General features: G+C 72.2%; 16 protein-coding genes. 7 read left to right on the top strand and 9 right to left on the bottom strand.

Annotated elements, in window-relative coordinates:
• Positions 1–202: 202 nt before the first annotated feature.
• Complete coding sequence (locus tag Drose_RS20970; RefSeq protein WP_260722990.1) at positions 203–2,416, bottom strand: immune inhibitor A; 2,214 nt, start codon at positions 2,414–2,416, stop codon at positions 203–205.
• A gap of 200 nt (positions 2,417–2,616) precedes the next feature.
• Here Drose_RS20970 and pth2 point away from each other — a divergent pair, with 200 nt between their 5' ends.
• Positions 2,617–2,985 carry an aminoacyl-tRNA hydrolase gene (gene pth2 / locus Drose_RS20975; RefSeq protein ID WP_260722991.1) on the top strand — a complete coding sequence of 123 codons (369 nt, stop codon included), beginning with the start codon at positions 2,617–2,619 and terminating at the stop codon, positions 2,983–2,985.
• Positions 2,986–3,182: 197 nt separating this feature from the next.
• Here pth2 and Drose_RS20980 read toward each other — a convergent pair whose 3' ends face one another.
• Positions 3,183–4,193 (bottom strand): magnesium and cobalt transport protein CorA, encoded by a 1,011-nt coding sequence (locus Drose_RS20980; protein ID WP_260722992.1) that lies wholly within the window; start codon positions 4,191–4,193, stop codon positions 3,183–3,185.
• Positions 4,194–4,384: 191 nt separating this feature from the next.
• Here Drose_RS20980 and Drose_RS20985 point away from each other — a divergent pair, with 191 nt between their 5' ends.
• The 4 genes from Drose_RS20985 to Drose_RS21000 all read left to right on the top strand — a co-directional run bounded on the left by Drose_RS20985 (position 4,385) and on the right by Drose_RS21000 (position 8,757).
• Complete coding sequence (locus Drose_RS20985) at positions 4,385–4,813, top strand: STAS domain-containing protein (RefSeq protein WP_260722993.1); 429 nt, start codon at positions 4,385–4,387, stop codon at positions 4,811–4,813.
• 50 nt (positions 4,814–4,863) lie between these two features.
• Positions 4,864–5,706: a helix-turn-helix domain-containing protein gene (locus Drose_RS20990; protein ID WP_260722994.1), complete on the top strand. Its 843-nt coding sequence runs from the start codon at positions 4,864–4,866 to the stop codon at positions 5,704–5,706.
• A complete protein-coding gene (locus Drose_RS20995; RefSeq protein ID WP_260722995.1) occupies positions 5,703–6,107 on the top strand; it encodes a VOC family protein in 405 nt (134 codons plus the stop codon). The genes Drose_RS20990 and Drose_RS20995 overlap by 4 nt, the downstream gene beginning before the upstream one ends.
• 2,110 nt (positions 6,108–8,217) lie before the next feature.
• Complete coding sequence (locus Drose_RS21000) at positions 8,218–8,757, top strand: hypothetical protein (RefSeq protein ID WP_260722996.1); 540 nt, start codon at positions 8,218–8,220, stop codon at positions 8,755–8,757.
• A gap of 72 nt (positions 8,758–8,829) precedes the next feature.
• On the opposite strand, the gene Drose_RS21005 is transcribed toward Drose_RS21000, so the two are convergent.
• Together Drose_RS21005 and Drose_RS21010 are read right to left on the bottom strand one after the other, a co-directional pair.
• Positions 8,830–9,771, bottom strand: coding sequence for a TIGR03557 family F420-dependent LLM class oxidoreductase (locus Drose_RS21005; RefSeq protein WP_260722997.1), 942 nt, complete (start codon positions 9,769–9,771; stop codon positions 8,830–8,832).
• Positions 9,772–9,806: 35 nt separating this feature from the next.
• Positions 9,807–10,775 (bottom strand): glycosyltransferase family 2 protein, encoded by a 969-nt coding sequence (locus tag Drose_RS21010; RefSeq protein ID WP_260722998.1) that lies wholly within the window; start codon positions 10,773–10,775, stop codon positions 9,807–9,809.
• 121 nt (positions 10,776–10,896) lie between these two features.
• Between Drose_RS21010 and Drose_RS21015 the strand changes: the two genes are divergently transcribed.
• Positions 10,897–12,150, top strand: coding sequence for a multidrug effflux MFS transporter (locus tag Drose_RS21015; protein WP_390891215.1), 1,254 nt, complete (start codon positions 10,897–10,899; stop codon positions 12,148–12,150).
• A 6-nt stretch (positions 12,151–12,156) separates the two neighbouring features.
• Here Drose_RS21015 and Drose_RS21020 read toward each other — a convergent pair whose 3' ends face one another.
• Complete coding sequence (locus Drose_RS21020) at positions 12,157–12,507, bottom strand: histone-like nucleoid-structuring protein Lsr2 (RefSeq protein WP_260722999.1); 351 nt, start codon at positions 12,505–12,507, stop codon at positions 12,157–12,159.
• A 724-nt stretch (positions 12,508–13,231) separates the two neighbouring features.
• On the opposite strand from Drose_RS21020, the gene Drose_RS21025 reads away from it, so the two are divergent.
• Positions 13,232–13,642: a hypothetical protein gene (locus Drose_RS21025; RefSeq protein ID WP_260723000.1), complete on the top strand. Its 411-nt coding sequence runs from the start codon at positions 13,232–13,234 to the stop codon at positions 13,640–13,642.
• 243 nt (positions 13,643–13,885) lie between these two features.
• Here the strand turns inward: Drose_RS21025 and Drose_RS21030 are convergent, their stop codons facing one another.
• The 4 genes from Drose_RS21030 to Drose_RS21050 all read right to left on the bottom strand — a co-directional run bounded on the left by Drose_RS21030 (position 13,886) and on the right by Drose_RS21050 (position 17,353).
• Positions 13,886–14,032, bottom strand: coding sequence for a hypothetical protein (locus tag Drose_RS21030; protein WP_260723001.1), 147 nt, complete (start codon positions 14,030–14,032; stop codon positions 13,886–13,888).
• A 595-nt stretch (positions 14,033–14,627) separates the two neighbouring features.
• On the bottom strand, positions 14,628–15,044 hold the full coding sequence (locus Drose_RS21040; protein ID WP_260723002.1) for a cold-shock protein: 417 nt from the start codon (positions 15,042–15,044) through the stop codon (positions 14,628–14,630).
• A gap of 34 nt (positions 15,045–15,078) precedes the next feature.
• On the bottom strand, positions 15,079–16,428 hold the full coding sequence (locus tag Drose_RS21045) for an acyl-CoA synthetase (RefSeq protein WP_260729773.1): 1,350 nt from the start codon (positions 16,426–16,428) through the stop codon (positions 15,079–15,081).
• Positions 16,429–16,924: 496 nt separating this feature from the next.
• Positions 16,925–17,353, bottom strand: coding sequence for a response regulator (locus Drose_RS21050; protein ID WP_260723003.1), 429 nt, complete (start codon positions 17,351–17,353; stop codon positions 16,925–16,927).
• Positions 17,354–17,492 lie beyond the last annotated feature (139 nt).

Genomic DNA, 17,492 nt, shown 5'->3' on the forward strand with positions numbered 1-17,492 from the left:
GGGCGTCGACCGGTGCCGCAGAGCGAAGCCTCTTCGCAACAGCCCGTGCCCTGATCGGCTTTTCCCGAAACCCTCCGCGGAATCCGCCCCCGGCGTAGCCGACCGCCGTGGCCGAGCGGCCCGAAACCCGTGACCCGGACACGGAAACGCCGGGCGTCCGCTCCGCGGAGCGGGCGCCCGGCGCCCCGGTGTTGCGACTATCTCAGGAGCCGCCGCCCGGCTGGACGACGCCGTTCACCGTGAGGGTGTACGGCGCGTACTGCTGGACCTGCTCCGTCGGCTCGTCGTAGGCGACGATCGCCACGACCTTCGGGAACAGCGACAGCAGCGCGAGCTGGATCCAGTTCAGCGAAACGTCCTTCTGGCCGTTGAACTCGAACTGCCAGGCGAGCGAGTTCGCCTCGTCGATGCCGACGAGCTTGAGGTTCCAGTTCTTGACCGAAACCGGCTTGATCTCCGTGGGCGAGTCGAACGGGGCCAGGCTGGACCCGTCGCTCAGCACGGTGCCGCCGAGGGTGATGTCGTCGAGGAGCAGACCGCCCTCGTTGACCCCACCGTCGCTGACGTAGCGGAAGGCGAGCAGGATCTGCTTGCCCGCGTACGCCGACAGGTCGAAGCTGTGCGGCTCGAAGCCGGTCGTCGTGCCGTTCAGGCCGGGGCCGAACGGCGCGGCGACGGTCTTGTCACCCGGGATCGAGGTGTAGGTCGTGCCACCGTCGGTCGAGACCTGGACGTAGCCGTAGTCGTAACCGAGCTCGGCGCCGTACTTCGCGAGGAAGGTCAGCGTCGGGCTGGCGGCGGGCACGGTCACCTGGATGACCGCGGAGGCGTCGGTGTTGTTCGCGTTGCCGGAGAACAGCACCGAGTTGCCGGGCCGGTCGGGGTCGTTGTTCACGAGCGTCCACGCCAGCGGCAGGGCCGGCAGCGTCGAGGCTCCGCTGAACTTCAAGGACCGCAGGTCCTTGCCCTTGAGGGCTTGGCCGTTCTTCTGCAGCAGCACGTAGTCGGCGCCGTTGGGCGCCGCCCCGGGCACGCTGTAGGACTGCGGGTTTGCGAGGTTCACCGTCGAGCGCAGGCTCTTCGAGGTCACCTTCTTCTTGTCCGCGCCGAGGACGATCCCCCACTTGGAATCGCCGACGATCTTGTCCAGCAGCACCATCGACTGGTAGTCGCGCAGGACCTCGTAAGCGCCGCCCTTGGCACCCTCGGCCTTCACCTGGGCGTCGAGGCTGGCGATGCCCTGCAGAGCACCGTCGCGGTGCAGCCGCTCGATGATGTCCTGACCGAAGCGGTCGTAGAGGTACAGCATCAGCTCGTAGGCGTTGCCGTAGTCGGCGAGCACCCCCGAGCCGCTGCCGCCCTCGCCCCAGAGGTTGAGCGAGTTCTGGGCACCACCGCAGTCGCGTGGGTTGGGGTTGTACGGAGTCTGTACGGGACCGTAACCCTGGAAGCAGTACAGGTGGCCGTCGCCGCCCTTGTCGTACACCGTCTTCGTGCCGTCGACGTAGCCGGTGAGCGTCTGCGCGAAGTCGCTCAGACCCTCGTTCAGCCACACGCCCTCGTTCGGGTCGGTGTAGCTCTGCAGCAGGTGCTGCCACTCGTGCGCGAACGTGCCCTCGTAGAGGTGCGGGCGCGCCGGGCGGCTCGTGCACAGGTCGCCCGTCGGCGCGTCCACCGGGTCGGCGCCGGTGCGGTGCTCCCAGTCGTACGCGTCGATCGTCATGACGTTACGGTCGAACAGCTCGTTGAACTGCGTCGAGAAGAAGCCGGCGATGTAGGTCGGCGCGGCCGGGAACGTGTAGTAGTTGTCGTCCCGGACGTTGTCGACCAGCGTCACCGTCTTGTTGCCGCCACCCGTGTAGACGCCGCCGTTGCCGTTGGCGTCCGGGCCCAGCAGCGCGTTGCTGCCGTCGCGGTCCGGCGGGGTGGAGAACGCGGCCGTCTCCTTCGGGTACATGTTGGTGTCGAACTCGTGGATGAAGTTCGCCACCTGAGCGTCCGTGATCGTGGTGGTGTTCGGCACCGAGTTACGGCAGTCGCCCGCCGGGAACGAGGTGTCGACCGCGACCCAGACCTCGATGTGCTCGCCGACCCCGCGCAGGACGTAGTTCTTGCGGTACAACCTGCCCTGGTAGTCGTCTGAACCTAGCCACTGACGGACGGTGCCGACCGGCGGGGTCTCCGCCGCGGTCAACGAGCGCCGCTGCGCCGGCTTGGCCATCTTCGACGTGTCGACCAGCTTGCCGTCCAGCGTGAACTGCGTGCGCGTCATGTGCCGCGTGTCGGACGTCTTGCTCGCACCCGGCGCCGCGGGTGCCTTCACCGGTGCCGCCTGTGCCGGGGACACCGGCAGGGCGACGAGCACCGGTGCGGCGAGGACGGCGACCGCAGTCGTGACCAGGCGTTTCCGCAGCATTGAGCCTCCTTACGACGGCATGCCGGACCGGGGCGGGGTGGCCGTGGCCGACGGTGGCACGCCGGGTTCGGGGATGATATTGACAAGGCACACTATCGCCGCCGTCAACATGGGTCGGCGTCGTATCGAAGGATGAGGGTCACGGCAAGGGAGTGGTTCCTTCCCGTGTGTGACGACGCGGCGCGGGTAGGCTCCGGGCCGTGCCGACCAAGCTCGTCCCCGTCGTCCGCACCGACCTCGAGATGGGAAGGGCAAGATCGCCGCGCAGGTCGGCCCACGCCGCGGTGGCCGCGGCGCTCGACACCCTGGGGTCGGCGGACTTCCGCACCTGGCTGCGGGAGGGGCAGCCGAAGGTGGTGCTGCGCGTGACCGGCGACGAGCGGCTTCGCCGGGTCTGCGCGGACGCCGAGGCGGCCGGCCTGCCCGTGCGGCTCATCCGGGACGCCGGGCGGACCCAGGTCGCCGCCGGGACCGCGACCTGCTGCGCCGTCGGCCCGGCCCCGATCCCCGACCGCACCGGCCGGCACGCGTTCCGGCACAGTCCGCCGCCATACCTCGCGGCGCCTTGATCATGGGAAAGATCTGGCTATCGGGGCAGCCGCATCTTTCCCATGATCAAGGCGCCGCCCGGTCCGGGACGCGCCGTCCCGGATCAGCGGCGACCACGAGCGACAGAGACCCGCCCGCGCGATCGCGCGACAGCCCGTCCCGTCGCGCAACACCGGGGTCGACGGACGACCGCCCGGCTCAGCTTCGCGGCCTTGCGCTACAACCAGCCGTTGCGGCGCAGCACCCGGTGCAGCAGCAGGCCGCTGCCGAGCATGACCGCCAGTACCGCCGGATAACCGTAGCGCCAGTGCAGCTCGGGCATGTAGGCGAAGTTCATGCCGTAGATGCCGGCGATCGCGGTCTGCAGCGCGGCGATCGCGGCCCACGAGGCGATCTTGCGCATGTCATTGTTCTGGTCGACGGTGACCTGTGCGAGGCGCGCCTGCAAGATCGAGTTGAGGATGTCGTCGTGGTTGACGATCTGCTCGACGACGCGGGTCTGGTGGTCGTTGACGTCACGGAAGTACCGGCGGATCTCCTTCGGCAGTGCGAACGTCTGCTTGTCGAGCAGCACGAGCAACGGCCGCTGCAACGGCACGGCCGCCGTGCGAAACTCCATCAGCTCCCGCTTGAGCTGGTAGACCCGCTCGACACTGATCCCGCTGTCGCGGCGGAAGACGGCGGCCTCCAGCTCGGCCACGTCGGTGTCGAAGGCACCGGCGATGGCCAGGTAGCCGTCGACGATCTTGTCGAGGACGGCGTGCACGACGGCCCACGGCCCCGCGGCGAGGTGCGCGGGATGCGCTTCCAGGTCCAGGCGGGCGGCGCGCAGCTCGCCTGACTCACCGTGACGCACGGTGACGACAAAGTGGGGTCCGAGGAACAGCCGGACGGAGCCCGTGTCGATCACCTCGCTGGTCTCGGTCAGCTTCCCGTGCGGCAGGTACCGGGCGGTGCGGACGACGAGGAACGTGACGTCCTCGTACCGCTCGACCTTGGGCCGCTGCGGGTTCGGGTTGAGCGCGTCCTCGACGGCCAGCGGGTGGAGGCCGAAGACCTTCTCCACCGCGCGGAAGTCGCCGGGATCCGGTTCGTGGAGCCCGATCCAGACAAACGCGTCGGGCCGCCCGCGGGCGCGTTCGTAGAGCTCGTCGAGCGGCCCGTCGGCGGGCTGCCGGACCCCGCCGACGTAGAGGGCACAGTCCACGACTGCCGGTTTGGTGGTCATTTGTACCTTTCGGAGGGCGCGACGTGTCAAAGCGTCAACTGGTTGCGTACCCGGCGGAATCGCCCATCGAAACACCCGGGCGGCGGATCAAGCACCGCGACGACCGGCCGGTGGGTGGACGGCCGGACGGCCGGTGTTCCCGGCTGGACAGAGGTTCACTGACGGTCACCACCAACCGTATCGTCGGGAGCATGGCAGCCCTGACTCTTGCGGTGGAACGATTCGCGGCCGCTACGGTGCTGACCTGTCACGGGGACCTCGTCGCCGCCAGCGCGATGCAGTTAGAGACCGCGCTCTCCCAGTTGCTGCTGCGGCCACAACCGCGGATCGTCGTCAACCTGGCCGACGTCGCCGCGATCGACTGCACCGGCGTGATGATGCTGCGCGTCACCGCGGGCATCGCCACCGAGCACGGCGGATCGCTGGTGCTCGCCGCGCCGACCCCGCAGGTCGTGCACACCCTGCGCGAGGGCGGCACGCTGACGACGATCCCGGCCTACCGCACCGTCGACGGCGCGCTCGCCGGCGACACCCGTGACCTGGTCCCCAAGCCCGACGCGGGTCCCCCCGCGACGAAACCCTGGCCGGTCAACCCCGCCGAACGCCGCCGCGGCGCGTAGACGTTCTTCCGGCAGCGGTGCCCGCCGAGTTGTTCCTCTACGGTGGAGGGGTGACTGCCGAGCACGTGCGGTGGCGACCGGCAGCCGCGGTGCGGTCGTTCGCCGGGTGGTACAGCGGCTACCGGCAGGGCGGTCCGCCGGGGCCGCATCGGGGGCTGCCCTCGCCGTACATCACCGTCGTCGTGACCATCGACGAGCCGTTGCGCGTCACGGCGCACCCCGACCCGCGGACCCCGCCCGGGACCTACGAGTCGCTGATCGGCGGGCTCCACACCGCGCCGGCGATGATCGCGAACGACGGGCACGGATCCGGGATCCAGATCGCGCTGTCACCGCTCGGCGCCCGGGCGGTGCTCGGCCTGCCGGCGGGCGAGCTCGCCGAGACCGACGTCGACGCCGCGGACGTGCTCGGGCGGTTCGCCGCCGAGCTGCGCGAGCGCGTGGCCGCCGCGCCCGACTGGCGGTCCCGGTTCCGGGTCGTGGACACCATGCTCGCGCGGCGCGCCGACCCGTCGGCGCTGCCGCCGCCCGAGGTGACGTACGCCTGGCAGCGGCTGTGCTCCTCCGACGGGACCGTCGCGCCGTCCGCGCTCGCCCGGGAGGTCGGGTGGAGCGGGCGGTACCTCAGCCGCCGCTTCGGCGTCGAGATCGGCCTCGCCCCGAAGGTCGCCGCGCGCGTGGCACGGTTCGACCGGGCGCGGCGGCTGCTGGCGGAGCACCACGGGCGGTACGGTCTGGCCGCGCTCGCCGCCGACTGCGGGTACTATGACCAGGCCCATCTGACCAGGGAGTTCACGGCTCTGGCCGGGGTGCCGCCGGCCCGCTGGTGGGCCGAGGAGTTCCGAAACGTCCAAGCCGCCGAGGAGCTGACTCCGGCAGACTCGGCCGTATGACGGACAAGACACCGCCACCACAGGTGTGGCCGACGTTGCGCGCCACCGACGCGCGGGGCCTGATCAGGTTCCTGGTCGACGTGTTCGGCTTCGAGGAGACCGTCGTGCACGGCGACGGCGACGTGGTCGAGCACGCCCAGCTATCCTGGCCGCTGGGCGGCGGCATCATGCTGGGCAGCGATCGCGAGGGCACGGTATGGTCGTTGCGGCCGGGCACGTTCGGCTGTTACGTGGTCTGCGACAATCCCGACGAGCTGCACTCGCGCGCGAAGACCGCGGGCACCGAGATCATCGAAGAGCTCCACGACACCGACTACGGCTCGCGCAGCTTCAGCGTGCGTGACCCGGAGGGCAACCTGTGGTCGTTCGGCACGTATCGCGGCGAACCGAGGGCGACGTAGCCGCCCGGCACGCGGCCGTGTGCCGCTCGTGACGTGACCACAGCGGGCCGGCGTGGCGGAATGGGGGCACGCCGGCCCGTTTTTGTCATACTTGGGGTTTAGGTTGGCGGTGTGGACGGGGCGGACGAGGGCATAACCTGGATCGACTGGGACGCGCGGTTCGCCGCGCAGGCAGCCGCCTGGCGCGAGCGCCGCCGGCGCCGTGCCGCGGTCCGCGCCGAGTTCGCCGAGGCCCGCCGGCACGGCCTGCACGCCCGCCATGCCGCCAAGCTGGCCCGTGCGGACAACCGAGCCTTGGAGGAGTCGGTCGAACAGTCCTGGCGGGAGGCAAAGGCCCGCCGGCTGGCAGCCGAAGCCGCCGCGTCTCCCCCACGCACGACGGCGCCCATCTCAGCACCCCGGCAGAGCCCGCCCGAAGCGTCTCCCAAACCCGTCACCGTCCACGGCCCACGGCAGCAGGCAGCGCGTCCATCCGGACCCCAGGCAGCACGTCCGTCCCAATCGCAGGCAGCGTGTCAGTCCCGACCACAGGCAGCGCATTCGTCCCGACCGCAGGCAGCGTGCGAGCCCCGACCACAGGCAGCACCCGAGCCCCGGCAGCAGCCGACCGGCACTCGCCGCACCCGCCCATCGCCCCGGCGGGGCACGGCCGACCCAGTCCGGCCGCCTGTTTCTTCCCGAGAACGGCCCACTGGCCCAAGCCCGGCGAGACGACCTCCACCACCCACCGTGGGCAAGCTCCGGCCGCGGCGTGGTCGCGCGGCCACCGCACGCTTGTCGCCGGCCCCAATGTGCGAGCGCGGTCCGCCCGACCGCACGCTCTCACACCCGCGTGCAGCCGGGTGCTCATCCGGGCACGGGTTCACGCAGGGTCCAGCCGGACGGCTGGCAACGCTCCGGTAGCCGCTGCCGGAGATGCTGGGGAACTTCGGCAACGACAGCGTCCAGGGAGCGAACTGCATCCGGGCCCAGCAAGCCCACCGCCGGTGACCAGGCATCGTGGCCTACTTCGGCGGCCTGCCGCCGGTGACCTCACCACTGGCGTGCCGTCTGCCGATGCCCTGCCGCCGGTGGCCCCATCTGCCCAAGCCGACCCGCCCAAACCGACCCGCCCGAACCGACCCGCCCGAACCGACCCGCCCGAGCCGGGCCACCTGAGCCAGGCCACCTGAGCTTGCCCGCCCCGCCTGGACCACCCCGCCTGGGCCGCTCAGGCCGGGACCGCTCAGGCCGGGACCGCTCAGGCCGGGACCGCTCAGGCCGGGACCGCTCAGGCCGGGACCGCTCAGGCCGGGACCGCTCAGGCCGGGACCGCTCAGGCCGGGACCGCTCAGGCCGGGACCGCTCAGGCCGGGACCGCTCAGGCCGGGACCGCTCAGGCCGGGACCGCTCAGGCCGGGACCGCTCAGGCCGGGACCGCCGGCATCACTGCCATGCGCTGATGACCCGGATAGCGACGGAGCCGAGCAAGCCGACCAGGCCGCCCTCACCGCGGCGGACCGACCGGCACCCCGCGGCGGACCGCCCCGCGCCCCGCGGCCAGCCGGCCCGGGTCGGTGGATTCGCGGCGTCCGCTTGGACGACCAAGCCGTTGCTCCGCTACGGGCGACGATCACCGCCCCCGTAGCGGAGTGGTCGGCCGCCGGTTCCAGCCGTCGCTGGGTGCTGACCTGGCCGGCAACCTGCGCGGCCTCGCCGACCGCGGCTTGGTGCGACGCCGCGCCGATCCGGCGCCGACACGTGGGCGGGCCGGGGCGAACGGACCGCCGGGCCGCGCCAAATTCGGGCATCAACCCGAGGTCGGACCGCGCCAGGCCAGGACCGAACCGCCAGGCCAAGACCGAACCGGGCCGGGACCGAACCGGGCCGGGACCGAACCGCCAGGCCAAGACCAAACCAGGCCAGCGCTAAACAGCCAGGCCAAGGCCGACGGGCCGGGGCCGAACCGCCACGCAGGGACCGAACCGCCAGGCCAAGAGGGGACCGGGCCGCGGTCACCGGGCGGATCCAGGGGGCGGCCGGCACCGCTGGGTGGGGCATGCGTGCCTCGGTGCCGCATGCTTCTCCCGAGCTTGCGGCCGCCAGATCCGCCGGCCGCAGTCTGTCAAATGTGGGTCGTCAGCGCAGGGCCTTCTCCAGCTCGGCCTTCGTCATCCTCGAACGGCCCTCGATGTTGCGGCGCTTGGCCTCCTCGTACAGTTGCTCCTTCGTCCTCGTCGCGGCCTCGGCCGCCTTCGTCGTCGTCCTCGCCGTCCTCGACCGTACGTTCGCCGTCTTGGCGGCCGCCGTCGGCTTCCTCGTCGCCGCGGACTTCGACGCCGCCTGCGACTTCGACGCCGCCTGCGACTTTGCCGTCTTCGCGGCCGGGGCCTGGGACTTCGCGCCCGGCTGGGCCTTCGTCGCCGCGGACTCCTTCGCCGACGCCGGCTGGGACCGGGGCGTCGCCGTCTTCCCGCCCGTCCGGGACGAAGCCGCGGACGTACGGGAAGACGGCGCCTTGGCCGACGACGAACGCGAGGACGACGTGCGGGAAGACGACGTCTCACCGGTACCGCTGCGCTGCTTGTTCACGGTCCGAGCGGCGATCTCCTCGGACCGCCCGGCGGAGCGTCCGCGCTCCATCTCGCTCTCCTTGACGTGCTCGTACTGACGTTCCCGTTGCTTGCTCCACGCCTGTGGCATCGTCCCCGACCTCCAATCGACACGGGAAACCGGCAGGAAACTATGAAAGGAACTCGCGTTTGTAGAGATTGATGAGTTCGGCGTAGTTCGGGCCCACATTCGCGACGTACACCTCGTCGAATCCCGCCTCCTCGTAGGTCCGAAGCTGCTCGGCCTGCCGGGCCGGATCGGGGCCGCAGGCGATCGCCTCGCGGACCATCCCGGGGGTCACCAGTTGCGACGCCTGCTCGAAGTGCTTCGGCGACGGGAGGACCTGTGACAGCTCGCCCGGCAGGCCGGAGTTCGGCCACAACCGGTGCGCGATCCGTACGGCCTCGTCCTCCGACGCGGCGTAGCAGCCCTTGAATCCGCCCTGCACCGGCTTGTCCCCGCCACCCGCCTTGCGGAAGTGCTCGACGTGCTCCGCGTTCGGTTGCGTGGACATGAACCCGTCCGCGATCCGGCCGGCGAGGTCGAGCGCCTTCGGGCCGAACGCGGACAGGTAGACCCGCGGCGGAGTCTCGGGGCGGGTGTAGACCCGTGCCTGGTCGACCGTGTAGTGCTTGCCGCGGTGGTTGACGAAGCCGCCGTCCCACAGCTCGCGCATCACGTGCACGGCCTCCTCCAGCATCTCCAGCCGTTCGCCCGCGGTCGGCCAGGCGTCGCCGTAGATGTGCTCGTTGAGCGCTTCGCCCGTACCGACGCCGAGGACGAACCTCCCGTCGAGCAGCACCGCGCTCGTCGCCGCGGCCTGCGCGACGACCGCCGGATGGATCCGCATGATCGGGCAGGTGACGGCGGTGGTCACGGGGATCTGGACGACCTGGCTCAGCGCGCCGATCACCGACCAGACGAGAGGGCTCTGCCCCTGCTCGTCGTTCCAGGGGTGGTAATGGTCCGAGATCCACAGCCCCTGGAAGCCGGCGTCCTGGGCCAGGCGCGCCTGCTCGATCAGCTCCGCGGGGGTGTACTCCTCGCAGGACAGGAAGTAGCCGACTTTCATAACCAGTCTCCTACCCACACCCGGCACAGCCATGCTCACCGAGGCGCGAAGAGCGGATCCCCGACGAGCGAACCCAGCAGCCGCTTGAGTTCGGCGAGATGCGCGGGCGAGTGCCGGCGGCCGGCCGGGTCGACCACGTCCCGCACCCCGCGCAGCATCCGCCACGCCGTGTCCACGTGCCCGAGCTGCGCCAGGGCCTGCGCCTCGAGCCAGTCGCAGTACTGCCCCTCGACGCCCGCGCCGCGCAACTGCCGGACGAGGACCACCACGGCGTCGTCCATCCCGGCGCCGAGCAGCAGCCGGGCCAGCGCGTCCGTGCCGAGGACCCAGTGCCGGGTGCCGGGCGCGACCTCGCGCAGCCGCTCGAACGCGCCGACCGCGTCCTGGAGCCGCCCGGCGCCGACGAGGCTGCGACCGAGGTCCAGCAGGCTCCCGGCGTCGTCCGGGGCCGCCGCCAGCGCCGCGCGGGCCAGCTCGGCGTTGCGCAGCGCCTTCTGCTTGCGGGTCGGCGCGTCGAGGTACCCGAGGTGCACGAGGTGCACGACGTCCCGCGGGGCGGCCGGCCGGGCGGTGTCGGGGACGAGCCGCTCGTGGACCCGCCCGGACCAGCGCAGCTCGGCGGGGCGGAAGAGCCGGACGGGCCGGTGCGTGTACGGCAGCTCGTCGTGCCGGTTGTCGACGTCGACCGCGAACGCCGGGGAGGACGACGCCAGCAGGGCCCGCAGCCGCGCGGGGTCGGCGACGAGCCGCTCGTCCGCGTCGATGCTGAGCACCCAGTCCTTCGCGCCCGAACGGTCGAGCGCCGCGTTCCGCGCGGCGGCGAAGTCGGACGGCCACGGCGCGGTGCTGACCGTCGCGCCGTACGACCGGGCCACGGCCACGGTCCCGTCGGCGGACCCGGTGTCGTGCACGTGGACGGCGTCGACCGCGCCGCGCAGCGAGGCCAGACAACCGGGCAGGACGCCGGCCTCGTCCCGCACGATCAGTACCGCGACAAGGTCCACCACCACGACGTCGGCCAGGGACCGGGAAAGCTGAACAAAACCGGCGACCCGGATGTGACCTTGGACGCATCCGGGTCACGACCGGGAATGCGCCCGCCGGTGTTCCTCCTTGATGGCCGGTGTGACCCAAACACCGATGCCCGGCGATCTCATGACCCGCCGGCAGCGCCTCCGGCTCGTGCTCGTCCTCGGCTCGCTCATCGCGATCGGCCCGCTGACCATCGACATGTACCTCCCGGCGCTGCCGAGCATCACCGAGAGCCTGACGACCACGCCGGCGGCGGTGCAGCTCACCCTGACCGGGACGCTGGTGGGTCTCGCGCTCGGACAGCTAGCCATCGGCCCGTTCTCCGACGCCGTCGGGCGGCGCAAGCCGCTGCTGGCGGGTCTGGTCCTGCACGTCCTCGCGTCGGTCGCGTGCGTGTTCGCGCCGGACGTCGCGGTGCTCGGCGGTCTGCGGGTCCTCCAGGGCCTCGGCGTCGCCGCGTCGTCGGTCGTGGCGATGGCCGTCGTCCGGGACCTGTTCAGGGGCTCGGCGTTCGCGAGCCTGTTCTCGCGGCTGATGCTGGTGATGGGCGCGGCGCCGATCCTCGCGCCGACGCTGGGCAGCGGCGTGCTGCGCTGGACCGACTGGCGCGGGGTCTTCGTCGCGCTGGCGGTGGCGGGCGTACTGCTGAGCCTGGTCGCCCTGTTCGCGCTCCCCGAGACGCTGCCGGTGCGGCACCGCCGCTCGGGCGGCACGCTGAAGGTCTACGGCAGCCTGCTCCGCGACCGTACGTTCGTCGGCCTGGTGCTCGTGGCCGGCCTCGCGATGGCGGCGCTGTTCGCCTACGTGTCCGGTTCGTCGTTCGTCTTCCAGGAGCAGTACGGGCTGAGCGAATCACAGTTCGGCCTGGTCTTCGGCGCCGGCGCGGTCGGCCTGATCACGGCCACCCAGCTCAACGTGCGGCTGCTGCGCCGCTACAGCCCCCAGCGGATCCTCGTGACCGCCCTGATGACCGGCTCGGCCGCCGGGCTCGCGCTGGTCGTGGTCGCCGCGACCGGCCTCGGCGGGCTGCCGGCCGTGCTGGCGGCGCTGTGGGCGGTGCTGGCCTCGGCCGGGCTCGCCATGCCGAACGCGCCGGCCCTGGCGATGTCCCGCCACGGCGAGGCGGCCGGCACCGCGGCGGCACTGCTGGGCGCCGTGCAGTTCGGCGTCGGCGCGGCCGCGGCCCCGCTCGTCGGGCTGGTCGGCACCGGCGCCGCGGCGATGGGGATCGTCGTCGCCGGCGGCATGCTCACCGCGACGGCGGTGTTGTTCACGGTGGTACGGCCGAGCCGGCTGACCGCCCTCGAGGTGGTCGACGCCGAGCTCGTCCCGGCGGGCGCCCACTGACGGAGGCTACCGGCCGTTGGCCGCGTGGAACTGGTCGACGATCTCCTGCTTGATGCGGCCCCGCTCGGAGACCTGGTAGCCGGCGCCCACGGCCCACTCCCGGATCGCGCGGTTCTGGTCCCGGTCGCCGCGGCTGCCGCGTGGCCGGCCGGCGGCGCCGCGGGCCCCGCCGGTCATGCCGCGGCCCACCTTGGTCCCCGCGGAAATGTAGGGCTTGAGCGCGGCGCGCAGTTTCTCGGCGTTCTTCTTCGACAGGTCGATCGAATACTGCACACCGTCGAGGCCGAACGTCACACTCCCGTCGGCGGGTTTGCCGTCCAGGTCGTCGATCAGTTCTTGAATGACCCGCTTGGCCATGGTCGGCCGTCCTTCCCGGAGGTTACGTCCGCGCAATCCGACTGGCGAACAGTATCGCGCATTCCGCCGATTTCCCGCCAGTTACGAATTGCGGCTGTTCAATTACGATGACCGGGCATGCTCGACACCCGGCCGGGGCGCCGCCTCCCGTCGGGCGGCTCGACACGTCCCGGCCGACCCGCCGCCCGGCCGAGGCTGTGGACGACGGCGCGACGCACACGCCGCCGGGACCGAGAATCGCCTATTTCTCCGCCGAGCCGTTCACCTCGCCGACGGTCCGCGGCAACCGTGAAACGATGCGCACGGTGGCGGGGCCGGACTGCCGCGGGATCTGTACCGATCGACGGGCACGACATCCAGTACGACCCGTCCGACCGCGACTTCCTCGCATGCACCGATCGGCGTCGGTCATTCTGCAAACCCGGCGGCAATCACCGCCCGGAGCATCACCGCGTTCTGGGCGGCGGCGCCCGCCGACCCGACTCCAGAAGGTCCGGCGGCCACACCACCGGCCGGCGCCACCGCGACCGCGGACCCGTTCGAGGCCGCGGCCCGCCGGCTCCAGCCGAGCACGGACACAAGATTTGCCCGCCCGGCTGACAAGAACGCGCCGGGCGGGACCGGCAAATACTCGTCCGGGGCGGCCGGCGGCCGAATTCAGGTCCATCGGGCCGACCGGCCCGTGGCGGAGCACCACGGATGGAGCACGACGGACGGAGCACACGTGACGATCAGCGGCATCAGCGGGGTCCCGGGCGTGTACGGCGCCCAGTGGACGCCCTTGCGGCCGGACCAGGCGGACGACGCCCGGGATCCGGCGGCGTCGAGGAACGAGCGGGAGGGAGGCAGGAGTCTCGGCGACATCGCCCGGCAGCGGGGCGTCTCGCAGGCCGACCTGGCCGCGGCGATCAGGACCGGCAGGCCGGTGCCGGACGCCGTCGGCGCCGCGGCGGCCGAGGACGACGAGGCTGAGCAGCGCCTGCAACGGCTCAGCACCCTGCTGGACACCCGTGAGGAGGACCTGCGGGCGGCGAGCGCCGCCGACGTGGTGCAGCGGGTGCGGGACAACGGCATCGACCTGTCCCGGCTGCGGTCGGTACTGTCCAGCGGCGATCTCGTCGACCAGCGGGTGTGACCGCGGCCGGTCCCCGCGCGACCCGCGCGGGGACCGGCACGGCCGGAGGGCCCGGCGGCCGGGGATTCCGCGAGGACGGTCCCGCCGGCCGCCGACGACGACCGCACACCCGGCACGCCATCGCCACCGGCGGGCTTCGCCGGCAGCACCCACACCAGCACGGTCCCGCCGGCCCCCGACGACGACAGTCCGCACCCGCACACCCGGCACGCCATCGCCACCGGCGGGCTTCGCCGGCAGCACCTACACCAGCACGGCGACGGCGCCGACCGACAGGTCGATTCCGGCGGCGCGGATGATGAGTGTCGTCCCGACGGCGAGGGCGCCGATGGCGGCGGTCTCGTTGGTGGCGCGGCCGCCGCAATCCACCGCGATGCCGCCCGGGTTCACAGATCATGGGAAGGATGTGGCTGCCCCGATCCAAGGCCGCGAAGTGAAGCCGTGCGGTCGTCTGCCAACCCCGGCGTTCCGCTACGGGACGGTGACGCACAGTCGTGCGGGCACTGCCTGTCGCTCATGATCGCCGCTGGCCCCAGGACGGCGCGTTCCGGCCCGGGCGACTCCAGATCATGGGAAAGATCTGGCTATCGGGGCAGCCACATCTTTCCCATGATCATGGAGTCGCCCGGCCGGAGCGCGCCGCCAGAGGTCGGTGCCGGCCCGGGCATCGCGGACCCGGCGCGCCCTGCGCCACGGCGCGAGCGGTGCCGGCTCGACGGGTCCGGGTCTCGACATCGTGCGCAGGGTGGCCGAGTCGGCGAGCGGCAGGCTGGTGATCGACCGCAGCCCGATGCGCGGCGCCCGGATCGCGACCCTGCTCGACGCCGTCCCCGACCATACCGCGCCGCGTCCTGCGCTGAGCCCTGCACCCTTCGGGCCGACCTCGGCGGAGGCCGGTCAGCCCGGGACGGTGACCAGGTCGTCCATCACCTTGTCGAGGCGCTCGCCGGTCACCCGGACCGTGGCCGGGACGACGCTCGGCGGCTCAGCTCTCTACCCAGCCGTGCGTGCGCGCGAAGGCCACCAGGTGCTGCCGGGCCTGGGCGATCTGGCTGCCGGTCAGTGACGGCACGTGCTGGATGAGCAGCTCCGTGACCTCGGCGGAGAACTCGCGGGACGACAGCACGTCGCAGAGGCCGTCGTCCTCCGACGTGGCCGAGACGGTGCGTGGGTGCTCGCGGCGCAGCGGCGTGGCGGGGGCGTCGAGGAGGCGGACCGTCGCGACCTTCAGGCCGCGCTCGCCCTCCTCGACCTCGTATTCGACGCGCAGGCCGGGGTGCGCCAGATGGCGCTGGTCGCCGAAGTCGTTGGCATGGACGAACACGTCCTCACCGCCCGCGTCGGGGGCGATGAACCCGTAGCCCCGCACCTCGTCGAACCGCAGAATCCTGCCCGTCTCCACCGCGCACCACCCACCCACCGTCAGGCCAACCGCTCTACAGCATAAGCCGCTTCTTTTGTACCTTGCCCATCGCGTTCCGCGGCAGGGAGTCGACGAAGTGCACGCTGCGAGGCCGCTTGTGCACGGAGAGGTGCCCGGCGACGAAGTCGATGAGGTCGCGCTCGCCGACACCGTCGGCGACCACGAACGCGGTGACGGCCTCGCCGAGGTCGGCGTCCGGCGCGCCGACGACCGCGGCCTCGCGGACCGCCGGGTGGGCGAGCAGCGCGTCCTCGACCTCGCCGGCGCCGATGCGGAAGCCGCCGCATTTGATGAGGTCGGTCGAGGCACGGCCGACGATGCGGTGCCAGCCGTCGGGCCCGATCGTCGCCAGGTCGCCGGTGCGGAACCAGCCGTGGTCGGTCGGCGGCTCGGCGCTGCCGTGGTATCGCCGCAGCAGCATCGGCCCGCTGACCCACAGTTCGCCGATCGTCTCGCCGTCCGCGGGCGGTTCGGTGCCGTCGTCACGGGTCAGCCGGGTCCGCACACCCCGCACCGGGACGCCGACGTGGCCGGGGCGGCGCTCGCCGTCGGCGCGGCTGCTGACGGTGATGAGCGTCTCCGTCATGCCGTACCGCTCGACGGGGCGGTGCCCGCTGAGCGCCGACAGCCGCTCGAACACGGGCACGGGCAGCGGCGCGCTGCCGGAGACGAGCAGCCGGGCGCGGCGCAGCGCGCGGGCGGCGGCGGGCTCGGCGCAGACCCGGGACCAGACGGTCGGCACGCCGAAGTAGAGTGTGCCGCCGGCAGCCGCGTACCGCGCCGGGTGGGGCCGTCCGGTGTGGACCAACGGTGACCCGCGGCGCAGTGCGCCGAGCACGCCGAGGACGAGACCGTGGACGTGGAACAGTGGCAGGCCGTGCACGAGCCGATCGCCGGCGGTCCAGTCCCACGCCTCGGCGACGGCGTCGACACCGGCCTCGACGGCGGCGTGGGTGAGCACGACACCCTTGGGCGCGCCGGTGGTGCCGCTGGTGTACATGACGAGCGCCGGGTCGTCCGCGACGGGCGGGGGGTAGGCTGTCGCCGACCGGCGCCGGACGTCGACCGGCACGTCGCGGCCCAGGACCAGCGCGGCGCCGGAGTCACGCAGGATGTGGTCACGCTCCGCGGGGCCGGCGTCGGCCGGGACCGGCACGACCGCCGCGCCGGACAGCAACGCCCCGGTCACCGCGACCACCGTCTCGAGCGTCGGCGTGGCATCGACGGCCACCGCCGCGGCACCGTGCACGTCGTCGGCGACCGCGGTCGCCGCGCCCAGCAGCGCCTCGGCGGACAGGGCATGACCGGCGACGGCGACGGCGGCGGGAAGATCGGATCCGGCGAGGCCGGCGAGCAGGCGCATGAGCACCATCGTCGCACTGCGGCGCGGCTCGGACACGATCGCCCGGCTGGTCCTGGCTGCCGCGCCCACGCCCCGCGAACGAACGGCATCCACAAATCGGTCGACGACGCCGACACCCGCGCGAAGCCCTGGCGCGCGACCGATGATCGCCGGGCAGGCGGCACGCTCGATCGCTGTCCAGGGGCCGCCTGCCCCGAGGTGGATCCGCGGTCTCGGACGGAGCTCGCCGGCAACCCCGTTTCCGCGGCCGGCCACATTCCGGCGCGACCCGCCGCCATGCCGCTCGATCTCATGATCATGGGAAAGACGCGGCTGCCCCGACAGCCAGATCTTTCCCGTGATTACGGAGTCGCCCGGGCCGGAACGCGCCGTCCCGCTGCCAGCGGCGACCGCGACCGTGCGTCACCGTCTCGTAGCGCGGCACCGGGTGGACAGACGGCCGCACGGCTGAGCTGCGCGGCCTTACATGATCAAGGGCAGGAATCGGCGGCCGACGCTACATCGAGCTGACGGCCCGCTCCACGCTGATATAGAAGGCCTCGATCCGGCGGACGACGTGGATCAGGCTCGCGAAGTCGACGGGCTTGCGGATGTACGTGTCCACGCGCAGCTCGATGCCGCGCAGGAAGTCCTCTTCCGCGTTCGAGCTGGTCAGGATCACCACGGGGATGCGGCTCAGCGACGGGTCGGCGTGGATCGCCTCGAGGACGTCCCGGCCGTCGATGCCGGGCAGGTTGAGATCGAGGAGAATGATGTCGGGCCGCACCGCGCCGGCGTGCGGCGGCCGGCGGTGCAGGAATCGCAGCGCGTCGGCACCGTCGGTGCACACGGTGATCCGGTTGCGGACCTTGTGATCGGCGAAGGCCTCCCGGGTGATGAGCACGTCGCCCGGGTCGTCCTCCACGAGCAGGATCTCAATCGGCACCGCCTGATCGTCATCCCCCGGTAAGCTCATGCACCCTCCCGAACCCTGGTCAGGCCACAGTAGCGCCCTGAGGCCAGCCCGCCCCACAGTCCACGCCGAGTGACGCTCCGGTCATACCGCGATGTTCGCAGTCGGTTCA

Source organism: Dactylosporangium roseum (assembly GCF_025264685.1).
GTDB lineage: Bacteria > Actinomycetota > Actinomycetes > Mycobacteriales > Micromonosporaceae > Dactylosporangium > Dactylosporangium roseum.